The organism is Cellulophaga omnivescoria (assembly GCF_027915275.1).
Lineage (GTDB): Bacteria > Bacteroidota > Bacteroidia > Flavobacteriales > Flavobacteriaceae > Cellulophaga > Cellulophaga omnivescoria.
The window spans coordinates 2,700,001-2,713,751 of the sequence record NZ_CP115819.1; the positions used below are offsets into that span (position 1 = coordinate 2,700,001).

Consider the following 13,751-nt stretch of genomic DNA (forward strand, 5'->3'; position numbering starts at 1 on the left):
CATACTCATAGCATGGTAATCAAGTAAGGGAATATCATGTCTTTGAAGATTGTCATTATCCTCTGCATCTTCTGCATTGGTTTCTTCAATCTCATTTAAAATTTCTTTATCATCAGAAATATCAGTTGATATTTTTTCTATCTTATCACTTTCTATTTCAGTAGTTTTCTCTGAAACAGTTTTAGGATCAGTAGTTTCTGAATTTTTATCACCCCCTACATTGTTTTGTAGTTCTTCTTTGTTGTCTTCCAACATAATGTGTGTATTTGGATTTCTTTATAACGGTAATATACTAACAACCAAACAAACGGCAAAACTTAATATGTTTTTTTAGTACTCTCAAAATCAATATATAAACCTAGTTTTACAAATAGTAGCTATTATTTTTTACTGTGTATTACAAATAGTGTTGTTTTATGCTATAATTTTTATTCCTTCTGTATTTATTTTAGATACGTGAATATCATAGGGTATACCTACTTTGTTATATACATTTTGCATAGCTTCTGCTACTTTTTTTGCTGTTCTAAGTCCTTTGCTTAAGGCGTAGATTGAAGGTCCTGAACCTGAAATACCACAACCTAGAGCGCCAGAATTTATTGATGCAGATTTAACATTATCAAAAGCAGGAATAAGTATGGAACGTATGGGTTCTACTATGTGGTCTTCTAGAGATCTGCCTATTAAGTTGTAATCTTCAGTGTAAAGACCTGCTATTAGTCCGCCCACATTACCCCATTGTTTTATTCCGTCTGATAAGGATATGGTTGTTTTTAAAACTTTTCTAGAGTCAGATGTCTTAATTTCTATTTGAGGATGTATAACTGTAGCGTATAATTCTTTTGGAGTATTTATTTTTATTACATCTAAAGGGTTGTAGCTACGTACTAAAGTAAAACCACCAAATATAGCCGGTGCAACGTTATCTGCATGTTGTACTCCGCTTGCAAGTTCTTCCCCTTTCATTGCAAACTGTACAAGTTCTAAATTACTAAAGGGTTCGTCTAATAACTTGTTCATTGCTGTAACAGCACCAGTAGAACTTGCAGCACTACTTCCTATACCGCTGCCAGCTTTAATTTTTTTATATATTTCAATTTCAAAACCTCCGTTATAGTTGGATGCAGACAAGAATGCTAAACCAGCAACACCAGCTACATTTTTATGAGTTTCTAACGGTAATTCTTGACCATCTATTTTTGTGATAATTATTCCTTTTTTGCTTGTTTTTTTAACAACCATTTCATCTCCAACGTTATCTAATGCAACTCCTAAAACATCAAAACCACAAGAAATATTAGCTATTGTAGCCGGACAAAATACCCTAATTTCGTTTTTCATAATTAAAAATTTCCTATTCTTACTATATCTGCAAAAATACCTGAGGCAGTTACGTCTGCGCCAGCTCCAGCACCTTTTATTATCATAGGTTGGTTTGGGTATCTTTCAGTAAAAAATAATACGATATTATCACTTCCTTCAAGATTATAAAAGTCGTGCCCTTTAGGAATATGTTGTAATCCAACGCTAGCTTTACCGTCTTCAAATTGTGCAACATATTTTAATTTAGAATCTTTTTCTGCTGCAGCTTTGTACATATCTTGAAAAGAAGCTTCATGTTTAATTAATGACGCAAAAAAGTCATCATTATTAGTTGTATTTAAACTTTCTAGAGGTAAAAAAGGTTTGTTTTTAATTTCATCAATATCTAATTTATAACCACTTTCTCTAGCTAAAATTAAAATTTTACGAGCAACATCAATCCCACTCAAGTCAATCTTTGGATCTGGCTCTGTATAGCCTTCTTCTTGTGCTTGTTTAACAACATCATGAAATGTTGTTTGGTTGTTAAAATTATTAAAAACAAAGTTTAAACTACCAGACAATACAGCTTGTATTTTTAAAATTTTATCTCCGGATGCTATTAAATGTTTTAAGGTATCTATTATTGGTAAACCAGCACCAACATTGGTTTCAAATAAAAACGGAGCATTATATTTTTGTGCTAAGTACTTTAGTTTGCTATAATTTGTGTATTGAGATGAGCAAGCAATTTTATTACATGTTACCACAGAAATACTATTGCTAAGATAGTCTGCATACGTGTTAGAAACTACATCACTAGCAGTGTTATCTACAAATATGCTATTTCTATAATTTAGACTGTTTACTTTATCAAAAAAGGCTTCTTTATTTGCTTTTTCTCCACTAGAAAGTAAAGTTTCCCAATTTTTAAGAGAAATGCCATCTTCATCAAAAAACATAGTTCTAGAATTAGATATGCCAATTACTCTAACATTAAGTTTTAGGTTTTCTTTTAAGTATTTTTTTTGTTGTTTAATTTGATGTAATAGTTTGGATCCCACATTACCTACACCCATTATAAATAGGTTAAGTTGTTTAGTGTTCTCTTCAAAGAATTTTTCATGGAGGGAGTTTAGTGCTTTTTTAACATCTGTTTTATCTATAACAGCAGATATATTACGCTCTGATGAACCTTGCGCTATAACTCTAATGTTTACATTGTTTTTTCCGAGTGTACTAAACATTTTGCCACTTAAACCTTGATGGTTTTTCATATGATCACCAACTAAGGCAATAATTGCAAGGTTACTTTCTACTAAAACAGGCTTTATTTTTTTTAATGAAATTTCATATTCAAATTCATTATTAATTGCTTCTTCGGCAACCAAAACATCATCAGCATTAATTGCGACACAAATAGAATGTTCTGATGACGCTTGCGTAATTAGTACTATGCTAATTTGCGCTATTGATAATACCTCAAAAAAACGTTTAGATATACCTGGAATACCTACCATACCAGAACCTTCTAATGATATAAGACTTATGTTGTCTATATGGCTTATTCCGCGTACAGTTTTCCCGTTTTTATTTAAGTTTTTGGTAATTGTTGTGCCTTTAGAGTCTGGATCAAAAGTATTTTTTATCGTAATAGTAATTCCTTTGCTTAAGACAGGTTGTATTGTAGGAGGGTATAAAACTTTTGCTCCAAAATGAGATAATTCCATAGCCTCTTGGTAAGATATGTCTTCTATAGCCTTAGCTTGTTTTACTAATTTGGGATTTGCTGTGAACATTCCACTAACATCTGTCCAAATTTCTAAATTTTCTGCATCTATAGCAGCAGCTATAATAGCCGCAGTATAGTCAGATCCGCCTCGACCAAGAGTTGTAGAGTCTCCTTTTATAGATGAAGCAATAAAGCCACCAAGAACTGTAATTTTACTCTTGTTTTTAGAGAAAAAGTCTTTAATTAACATATTGGTTTCATTAAAACTATAAATTGCAGCCTTACCATAATTGGTATTTGTTTTAAGTAAATCTCTGCTATCTTTGTAGTTTGCATTTAAACCCTCGGCTATAAAATATTCACTAATTATATATGATGATAATAGCTCACCATAACTCACAATCTTATCAGATAATTTAGGAGTTATTTCTCCAATAAAGAAAGCACCTTCTAATAGTGTTTCTAAAATATTTAATTCGCTTTTAACCTTGCTTAGCACTTTACTTTGGTTAGCAACAGGTATTAATTCTTTAATTGTAGATATGTGTCTTTCTTCAATCTCCAAAAAAGTTTTTTTGTATTCTTTTTTGTGTAAAGACGCTTGTTTAGCGGCATTTAATAGCAAGTCTGTTACTCCTCCAAAAGCTGAAACAACAACTGCTGTTTTATTTTTATTGTTTTTAACTATATTTTTAACTAACCCTATGTTCTTGGCATTGGCAACCGAAGTTCCGCCGAACTTTAATACTTTCATTGTAAAATAATTATAGATTTTTATATGTTGTATTGTTTAAACAATACGTAAACGGACGTGTATTATATAGCAGATTACCCCAAAGGGGTAATTGTTGTGTTTGTTATAACACAAGTAAAAATTGTAGTAAAAAATGTAGTTACGTTGTCCAAAATGTTTGTTTAAGCTTTGCTTATTAACAAGTCAAATGTAGTACTTTTGTGTTTTTAAACAAATGATTTCTAAAACTTTTACCAATTTAATAGTAAAAGCTTAATATTTTTATAGAATGAAGATTTTTACAGGAGAACAGATATACCAAGCTGATAAATTTACAATTGAAAAACAACAAATTACGAGTGATGAGCTTATGGAGCGCGTTGCTGTACAAATATTTAACTGGTTACACTTACGCCTACAAGGTGCACAACCAAAAATACATTTGTTTTGTGGAATTGGAAATAATGGAGGTGATGGGTTAGCTGTTGCCAGACACTTAAAAGAACATGGTTACAATATTGAAGTTTACATTGTAAACTATAACGAAAAAAGAACAGAAGAGTTTTTAATAAACTTAAAGCGCTTAAAGGATAGAAATGTTTGGCCTAATTTTTTATCTACAGAAACTGAACTGCCTGCTATTGGCAGAGAGGATATTATAGTAGATGCTATTTTTGGAATTGGGTTAAACAGGACACCAGATAATTGGGTAGCTAGTTTGATGACGCATATTAATAATTCTGAAGCTTTTATTTTAGCTGTAGATGTACCTTCTGGTTTATTCTTAGATAAGATTGTAGAAAATCCTAAAGCAATAATACACGCCAACCATATACTTACTTTTCAGTCACCTAAATTAGCTTTCTTTTTACCACAAACTGGTATCTACTGTAACCAATGGGAAATTATTGACATAGGTATAGATCCAGAGTACTTAACGGTTACTGAAACAATTTATACTTTAATAAGTAAAAACGAGGTTTTACAAAGTTACATACCTAGAGAAAAGTATGCTCATAAAGGAACTTATGGACATTCCTTAATTATAGGTGGAAGCTATGGTAAAGTTGGTGCGGCTATTTTGGCGGCTAAAGGAGCATTAAACTCTGGTAGCGGATTAGTGTCTGCTTTATTGCCTAAATGCGGGTATGTACCAATGCAAAGTTCTATGCCAGAAATTATGGTGCAAACTGGAGCCAATGATGATCTTTTAGCTAATTTTGATTTTGACTTAGAGCCAACTGTAATAGGTGTTGGTCCAGGTTTAGGAAAAGCACCACAAACGGTAGAAGCTTTTGGTAAATTTTTAAGGCAAAATAAAATACCATTGGTAATAGATGCAGATGCATTAAACATTATATCTGAAAATAGAGATTTATTAAAGTTGATTCCGGAAGATAGTGTGCTAACTCCTCATCCTAAGGAATTAGAACGTTTAATAGGTAAATGGGAAAACGATTTTGATAAATTAGAGAAAGCTAAGCTATTTTCAATAGAACTAAAATGTATTTTAGTGATAAAAGGCGCTCATACCATAGTTTTATATCAAGGAAAAGGTTTTATAAATACGTCAGGTAATCCTGGTATGGCAACAGCGGGTAGTGGAGATGTACTTACTGGTGTAATTACCGGTTTAATTGCGCAAGGATATCCAAAAGTAGTGGCTGCAATTTTTGGAGTGTATTTGCACGGGAGTGCAGGTGACCTTGCTGTGGAAGGTTTAGGATATCAATCTTTAACTGCTTCATCTATAGTAAACACTATTGGTGGGGCTTTTATAGAATTGTTTAAAAGACCAGAAGTTCCTCAGCAACAAAAAGCATAATTTATAAGTTACTAAAGTGGCACTTAAACTATTCTTTAGTTTTTGTTGCCGCTGCGGTAGCTAGCCTTCTTTTTACCCAGCTAAGAGCATTTGTATATTCAATAAAAAATTTCATAGGCTTTTTATAGAACATTTTTTCAATTTTGAAATTGTGCATATCTATTTCTTTTACAGAAACAATAGCAAATGCTTTAAGGTTTTCTAAGCCTCTAACAAAATTATAAACAGTGGGGTCTATTGCATATGAATTTTTACGCAAACTAATGTACCCAAAATCTTTATCTCTAAAGTGTATTTCGGATATTCCTATAATTTGAAAAGCTTTTTCTAACGTAATAGTAGTTCCTTCATCAAAAGAAGCTACCATATAGTTGTCATATATGTATATTTTGCCAGACTCTAATTGGTATTCTTTAACAATTACAGCCTTTTTGGTTTGCCCCATCTTCATATTCTGTATGTAGTAAAATAGTGTTCAGAAGCTAAATTAATTTTATGTTAAGATAATTAGAAAAAAACTAGATAAAAGGTTAATATATCCTTTAACAGTTGCTAATATGCTTTTCTAGCTTTGATTTTCTTACGTTAATTATAAACTAAATAAAAAAAGGAGTCAATAAAAATTGACTCCTTTGTACTTATTAACTTACGTTTTTTTTAAGCTTCAGATGCTTTTCCTTCTTTCTTAATTTTTATGGTAAGTTCGTTTTTTTCATCGTTTAAGTCCATAAAAATACTATCTCCTTCTTCTAGCTTAGAGTTCACTATTTCTTCAGCTAAAGCATCTTCAATATACTTTTGAATTGCTCTTTTTAAAGGTCTTGCACCATATTGTTTGTCAAATCCTTTGTCTGCAATATAGTCTTTTGCTTTTTCTGATAATGTTAAGTTATACCCTATATCCTTAATTCTTGCATAAAGTTTGCTTAACTCAATGTCAATAATTTTATGGATATCTGTTCTTTCTAATGGGTTAAATACTATAACGTCATCAATTCTATTTAAAAATTCAGGAGCAAATGCTTTTTTAAGGGCATTTTCTATAACACTTTTTTGGTGTTCATCTGCTTGTGCTTTTTTGGCAGATGTACCAAAACCAACACCTTGGCCAAAGTCTTTTAGCTGGCGTGCTCCAATGTTAGATGTCATTATTATAATAGTATTTCTAAAGTCTATTTTACGACCTAAACTATCAGTTAAAAAGCCGTCATCTAGTACTTGAAGCATCATATTAAATACATCTGGGTGTGCCTTTTCTACCTCGTCTAGTAAAACTACAGAATAAGGTTTTCTACGTACTTTTTCAGTTAATTGTCCGCCTTCTTCATAACCAACATATCCTGGAGGAGCACCAACTAATCTAGAAATGGCAAATTTCTCCATATACTCACTCATATCAATTCGTATAAGTGCGTCCTCAGAATCAAACAACTCTTTTGCTAGTACTTTAGCTAACTGGGTTTTACCAACACCGGTTTGACCTAAAAATATAAACGAACCAATTGGTTTATTAGGATCTTTAAGTCCAGCTCTATTGCGCTGTATAGCTTTAGATACTTTTGCTACAGCATCATCTTGTCCAATTACGTTACCTTTAATTAAACTTGGTAATTCTGCTAATTTGTTAATCTCAGTTTGTGCAATCCTGTTTACAGGAATACCGCTCATCATAGATACAACATCGGCTACATTTTCTTCTGTAACTGTTTCTCTGTGTAATTTACTTTCTTCTTCCCATTTTTCTTGAGCAAGAGCTAAGTCTTTTTCAATTCTTTTTTCATCATCTCTTAGTTTTGCAGCCTCTTCATAACGTTGCTTTTTAACAACCGTATTTTTAAGCTCTCTAACATCTTCTAGTTGTTTTTCTAACTCAAGAATTTGTTTTGGTACATCCATATTAACTATGTGCACTCTAGAGCCAGCTTCATCTAACGCATCAATAGCTTTGTCTGGTAAAAAACGGTCTGTCATATAACGGTTCGTTAATTTTACACAAGCTACTAAAGCTTCATCTGTATAATTAACATTATGGTGCTCTTCATACTTGCCTTTAATGTTTTGCAAAATTTCTATTGTTTCGTCTACAGAGGTAGGCTCTACAATTACTTTTTGAAAACGACGTTCTAAAGCACCATCTTTTTCTATGTATTGTCTGTACTCATCTAAAGTAGTAGCGCCAATACATTGAATTTCTCCACGAGCCAATGCAGGTTTAAACATATTAGAAGCGTCTAAGCTTCCTGTAGCACCACCAGCACCAACAATAGTATGTATTTCATCAATAAAAAGAATAATATCATCATTCTTTTCAAGCTCGTTCATTACGGCTTTCATACGCTCTTCAAACTGGCCACGGTATTTGGTGCCAGCCACTAAAGAAGCTAAATCTAAAGTAACAACTCGTTTGTTGTATAAAATTCTGGAAACCTTTTTATTGATAATACGTAATGCCAAACCTTCAGCAATGGCACTTTTACCAACACCTGGTTCACCAATTAAAAGTGGGTTATTTTTTTTACGACGAGATAATATTTGAGATACACGCTCTATTTCCTTTTCTCTACCAACAACAGGATCTAATTTATTTTCCTCTGCCATTTTGGTTAAATCTCTACCAAAATTATCTAATACAGGTGTTTTAGATTTTTTGTTAGATTTTGGTCCAGCAGTAGCGCCACCTCCAAAGTTTTCTTTTTCATCATTATCACCATCGGTATCGCCAGGGAAAGACTCAGCTCTTGGTGTGTCTATATAGTCTTCATCTTTGGTAATAATTGTTTTAAACTCACTTTTTACATTATCGTAATCTACTTTTAGTTTATGTAAAAGCTTTGTAGTAGGGTCATTTTCGTTTCTCAAAATACATAGTAATAAATGCGCCGTATTAATAGAAGAGCTTTGGAAAAGCTTAGCTTCTAAAAAAGTTGTTTTTAGTGCGCGTTCTGCTTGCCTTGTTAAGTGCAAGTTTTTTTTATCTTTTTGCAAATTGTCAGAACTAGGATTTGCTGGGCTAAGTATTTCCACCTTGCGTCGCAAATGATCTAAATCTACCTCTAATGCATCTAATATATTAATTGCTTTTCCGTTTCCGTCACGCAATAAGCCAAGCATTAAGTGCTCGGTACCAATAAAATCGTGTCCAAGTCTTAATGCCTCCTCCTTGCTATACGCAATTACATCTTTTACTCTAGGTGAAAAATTGTCATCCATAAATTAATCCTTAATCAATTATAAAAGTAATAAATCTATTTTTATATAAGGCAAATACTGTTCCTATATTCGTTAAAGTTTGAATATTTGTCGAAAAAAACAGCTTTGACTATCATAATTTAAATAATTATTAACTATTTGCCTATTAAAAAGTGTTAATAAATATTGTATTAAAGTAACTTAATATTGCTTTTCTCGTGATGATTTTATGTATATTGGCATCAATTTTTAATCAAATTAGTATATAAGATTTTAATATGGCAGAAGGGGAAAAAATTATTCCAATAAACATAGAAGACGAAATGAAATCTGCCTACATTGATTATTCAATGTCGGTTATAGTATCACGTGCCTTGCCAGATGTAAGAGATGGTTTAAAGCCAGTACATAGGAGGGTTTTGTATGGTATGCATGAGTTGGGTGTTCGTTCCAATAGCGCACATAAGAAATCTGCCCGTATTGTGGGTGAGGTTTTAGGTAAGTATCACCCTCATGGAGATACTTCTGTTTATGATTCTATGGTACGTATGGCTCAAGAATGGAGTTTGCGTTATATGCTTGTAGATGGCCAAGGTAACTTTGGTTCTATAGATGGTGATAGCCCTGCAGCAATGCGTTATACAGAAGCACGTATGCGTAAAATTGCCGATGACATGTTGGCAGATATAGAAAAAGACACTGTAGATCATCAATTAAATTTTGACGATTCTTTAAAAGAACCAACAGTTTTACCTGCAAGAATACCAAACTTATTAGTAAATGGAGCTTCTGGTATTGCAGTAGGTATGGCAACCAATATGCCTCCACACAACTTATCTGAAGTTGTAGATGGTACTGTTGCCTATATAGATAATAAGGACATAGAGATAGACGAATTAATATCTCATATAAAAGCTCCAGATTTTCCAACAGGAGGTATTATATATGGTTATGACGGTGTTAGAGAAGCTTTTAAAACCGGTAGAGGTAGAGTTGTAATGCGTGCAAAAGCTACTTTTGAAGAAGTTCAGGGTAGAGAGTGTATTGTGGTTACAGAAATACCATACCAAGTTAACAAGGCTGATATGATAAAGAAAACAGCCGACCTTATTAACGATAAAAAAATTGAAGGTATATCTACTATTAGAGATGAATCTGATAGAAACGGTATGCGTATTGTATACATTTTAAAGAGAGATGCTATACCAAATATTGTATTAAATACATTATTTAAGTATACAGCATTACAAACATCTTTTAGTGTAAACAATATTGCTCTAGTTAACGGAAGACCACAATTACTTAATGTTAAAGAAATGATTCACTATTTTGTGGAGCATAGACATGAAGTAGTTGTACGTAGAACAAAGTTTGAACTTAAAAAGGCTGAGGACAGAGCTCATATTTTAGAAGGTTTAATTATTGCATCTGATAATATAGATGAAGTAATTGCTATAATAAGAGGTTCTTCTAACGCAGATGAAGCAAGAGAGAACTTAATTAAAAGGTTTGAGCTGTCTGAAATACAAGCTAAAGCAATTGTAGAAATGCGTTTGCGCCAATTAACAGGTCTGGAACAAGACAAGTTAAGAGCAGAGTATGATGAGATTATAAAAACCATTGCAGACTTAAAAGATATTCTTGCTAATGAAGATAGAAGAATGCAAATAATTAAGGATGAGCTTTTAGAAGTTAAAGAGAAATACGGAGACGAAAGAAGATCTGAAATTAATTTTGCAGGGGGTGATTTAAGTATTGAGGATATGATACCAGATGAGCAAGTGGTTATTACCATATCTCATGCAGGTTATATTAAACGAACGCCATTATCAGAATACAAAACACAAAATAGAGGTGGTGTAGGGCAAAAAGCATCATCAACAAGAAACGAAGACTTTTTAGAGCATTTATTTGTTGGTACAAATCACCAATATATGTTGTTCTTTACACAAAAAGGGAAATGTTTTTGGATGCGTGTTTACGAAATACCAGAAGGTAGTAAAACATCTAAAGGTAGAGCAATACAAAATCTAATTAATATAGAGCAAGATGATAAAGTAATGGCATTTATATGTACTCAAGATCTTAAAGATGAAGAGTACGTAAATAGTCACTACGTTATTATGGCTACCAAAAAAGGTACTGTTAAAAAGACATCTTTAGAGCAATACTCAAGACCTCGTTTAAACGGTATTAATGCCATAGGTATAAAAGAAGGAGATGAGTTGTTAGAAGCTAAATTAACAACAGGTACTAGTCAAATATTTTTAGGATTAAAATCTGGTAAAGCCATTAGGTTTGAAGAAAGTAAAACAAGACCAATGGGTAGAAATGCTTCTGGTGTTAGAGGTATTACATTAGCAGATGATAATGATGAAGTTGTAGGTATGGTATCTGTACACAACTTTGATGATGATATTTTAGTAGTTTCTGAAAAAGGATACGGTAAACGTTCTAGCTTAGAAGATTACAGAATTACCAACAGAGGCGGTAAAGGTGTAAAAACCATTAGTGTTACTGATAAAACTGGTGGTTTAGTAGCTATTAAAAATGTTACAGATTCTGATGATTTAATGATTATTAACAAATCTGGTATTGCAATTCGTATGGGCGTAGAAGATTTACGTGTTATGGGTAGAGCAACACAGGGTGTTAGATTAATAAATATAAAAGGAAAAGATTCTATTGCAGCAGTTGCAAAAGTTATGAAAGACGAAGATGCTGTAGATGAAGAAAATCTAGAAGGCGCTAATCCAGAAGGACCACAAAATACAGATAGTGATACTGATAATGGCACGGCTCTTGATAATGATACAACGGAATCAACTGAAGAATAAATTTTTTACACTAATTATTTAATAGAAATTGAAATGAAAACTAAATTTTTAATATTAACAGCAGCAATGTCTTTTTCTGCAATGTCTTTTGCACAAAAGAATGAAGTTAAAGCTGCTGATAAAGCATTAAAATCTGATAATGCTGCAGAGGCTAAAGCTGCTTTAGATAAGGCAGAACCGTTATTAGGATCTGCAGACCCAAAAACAAAGGCACTTTACTATTTAGTAAAAGGAAAAACATATTCTAAACTTGCTAAAGCAGGTGAAGAGGGAGCTTTTAAAAAATCTATAGCTGCTTTTAACGATTTAATTGCTTACGAAGAAGAAGTAGGTAAAAAGAAATATACAGTAGAAGCAAAGCAAGCTATGACTGGTATGACTGGTGATATTGTTAACGCAGCAATTAAAGATAATAATGAAAAAAAGTTTGAAGCTGGTGCAGACAAATTATACCTAGCTTATAACTTGAGCAAAAAAGATACTGTTTACTTATTTTATGCAGCAAACAGTGCTGTAAATGCGCAAAATATGGAAAAAGCTCTTAAATATTATAATGAGCTTAAAGACATAAATTATGACGGTAGTGAAGTTAAGTACTCTGCAGTAAATATTGCAACAGGAGAGAGAGAGGAAATGGCTAAAGCTCAAAGAGATTTAATGGTTAAGTCTAAACAATACAAAGATCCAAAAGAGGAAAAGTCTCCATCAAGAAAAGCTGAGATTGTTAAAAACATTGCGTTAATTTATACTCAATTAGGTGAAGATGAAAAAGCATTAGAGGCTTACAAAGATGCAAGAGCTAACAATCCTGGTGATGTAAACTTAATTTTAAACGAAGCAAACCTACAATATAAATTAGGTAATAAAGATAAGTTTAAAGAGTTAATGGCAGAAGCTACAAGAGTAGACCCAAATAACCCTGATTTATTTTACAATATTGGCGTAATTAATATGGAGCAAGAAAACATTGCAGAGGCAAGATCTGCTTATGAAAAAGCAATAGAGCTTAATCCTGGATATGTTAACGCACAATTAAACTTATCTACAACATATGTAAATGAAGGTAACGGTTTAATTGATGCTATGAATGCATTAGGTAGCTCTAGAGCAGATATTGCTAAGTATGATGAGTTAAAAGCTAAAAAAGACGGTTTGTTTAGAGAAGGAGCACAAATTTTAGAAGATGCTTTAAAACAAACTCCAGGTAACCAAGCCTTGTTATCACAGTTAAAAAACATTTACGGTGCATTAGGTGATACAGAAAACTTTATGCGTCTTAAAAAATTATTAGGAGAGTAATTTTCTAGTAAACTTAAACAAAGTAAAAAGCCTTCAGAAATGAAGGCTTTTTTATGCATTAAAGTAAACTAACTTTAGTTTAAATTATCTTTTTTATAACACGTAATTGATGCGTATATTTTTTTAGTTCGGCATTAAAAATTCCTGTGTGGTCTATGCGGTCTATACGTACTTTGCCGTGACAATGAATAATGTAGTTGTCTTGCATAATAATACCTACGTGGTCTATTACACCTTCTTTATTGTCAAAAAAGGCTAAATCTCCAGGTTCACTTTCTTCAATAAAACTAAGTGGTTCTCCTTGTGTAGACTGTTCTTGCGCTGTACGTAGCAATTTATAGCCATTTATCTTATAAACCATTTGTGTTAAACCAGCGCTGTCTGTACCAAAAGGCGTTTTTCCTCCAGATAAATAAGGACTATTTAAATACAATAATGCGGTATTTACAAGTTTACTTTTACTTTGTATGCCTTGTATATAATTACCTTCAAAAGAATGGTTTAATATAGGTATACCATTTAAAACAGAACCTACAATAACAGGCATTAAATCGTTTTCTGAGGCAGAAATAAATGCTACCAAATCCGAGCTTAATGCTATGTCTGTGGTAGCATCTAAGGCATCATAATCATCTTCATCAATAAAATAGAACTGATTATTACTTACCCAGGCCTCTACACCGTCAAAAGCAATTCTTATTCTGCTCCAAAATTTACGGTGTTCAAGAACCTTAAAATGGTCGCCATACAAAAGTTGAGCAACCATTTCTGAGTTTTCTTCAGGTGTAAATCGTACTGGAACTATACTAAGATTACAAATACCGTATTGCATAC

The 13,751-nt window shown here is 32.5% G+C and carries 9 protein-coding genes (1 of these 9 running past the window's edge); 3 read left to right on the forward strand and 6 right to left on the reverse strand.

Going from position 1 to position 13,751, the window contains the following annotated elements; genetic code table 11:
• From PBN93_RS12090 to thrA, 3 genes are all read right to left on the reverse strand, one after another.
• Window positions 1–255, reverse strand: partial view of a DUF349 domain-containing protein gene (locus PBN93_RS12090; RefSeq protein ID WP_077402932.1) — the beginning only. The gene continues 1,731 nt to the left of window position 1, outside the view; 255 of the gene's 1,986 nt are visible here — the first part of the coding sequence; the start codon lies at window positions 253–255; its stop codon lies off the left edge, out of view.
• A gap of 159 nt (window positions 256–414) precedes the next feature.
• The gene (locus tag PBN93_RS12095) at window positions 415–1,341 is read right to left on the reverse strand and encodes a homoserine kinase (RefSeq protein ID WP_077402935.1); all 927 of its coding nucleotides are present in this window, start codon (window positions 1,339–1,341) and stop codon (window positions 415–417) included.
• Between the two features lie 2 nt (window positions 1,342–1,343).
• Complete coding sequence (thrA, locus tag PBN93_RS12100; protein WP_271080757.1) at window positions 1,344–3,788, reverse strand: bifunctional aspartate kinase/homoserine dehydrogenase I; 2,445 nt, start codon at window positions 3,786–3,788, stop codon at window positions 1,344–1,346.
• A 268-nt stretch (window positions 3,789–4,056) separates the two neighbouring features.
• On the opposite strand from thrA, the gene PBN93_RS12105 reads away from it, so the two are divergent.
• Window positions 4,057–5,592, forward strand: coding sequence for an NAD(P)H-hydrate dehydratase (locus tag PBN93_RS12105; RefSeq protein ID WP_271080758.1), 1,536 nt, complete (start codon window positions 4,057–4,059; stop codon window positions 5,590–5,592).
• A 28-nt stretch (window positions 5,593–5,620) separates the two neighbouring features.
• Here the strand turns inward: PBN93_RS12105 and PBN93_RS12110 are convergent, their stop codons facing one another.
• Complete coding sequence (locus tag PBN93_RS12110; protein ID WP_077402944.1) at window positions 5,621–6,043, reverse strand: STAS/SEC14 domain-containing protein; 423 nt, start codon at window positions 6,041–6,043, stop codon at window positions 5,621–5,623.
• 206 nt (window positions 6,044–6,249) lie between these two features.
• Complete coding sequence (locus PBN93_RS12115) at window positions 6,250–8,802, reverse strand: ATP-dependent Clp protease ATP-binding subunit (RefSeq protein WP_077402947.1); 2,553 nt, start codon at window positions 8,800–8,802, stop codon at window positions 6,250–6,252.
• A 257-nt stretch (window positions 8,803–9,059) separates the two neighbouring features.
• Here PBN93_RS12115 and gyrA point away from each other — a divergent pair, with 257 nt between their 5' ends.
• Together gyrA and PBN93_RS12125 are read left to right on the forward strand one after the other, a co-directional pair.
• A complete protein-coding gene (gene gyrA / locus PBN93_RS12120; RefSeq protein ID WP_077402950.1) occupies window positions 9,060–11,618 on the forward strand; it encodes a DNA gyrase subunit A in 2,559 nt (852 codons plus the stop codon).
• Between the two features lie 33 nt (window positions 11,619–11,651).
• The gene (locus PBN93_RS12125; RefSeq protein WP_077402953.1) at window positions 11,652–12,917 is read left to right on the forward strand and encodes a tetratricopeptide repeat protein; all 1,266 of its coding nucleotides are present in this window, start codon (window positions 11,652–11,654) and stop codon (window positions 12,915–12,917) included.
• 79 nt (window positions 12,918–12,996) lie between these two features.
• Here the strand turns inward: PBN93_RS12125 and PBN93_RS12130 are convergent, their stop codons facing one another.
• A complete protein-coding gene (locus PBN93_RS12130; protein ID WP_077402956.1) occupies window positions 12,997–13,749 on the reverse strand; it encodes a C40 family peptidase in 753 nt (250 codons plus the stop codon).
• Window positions 13,750–13,751: the final 2 nt, after the last annotated feature.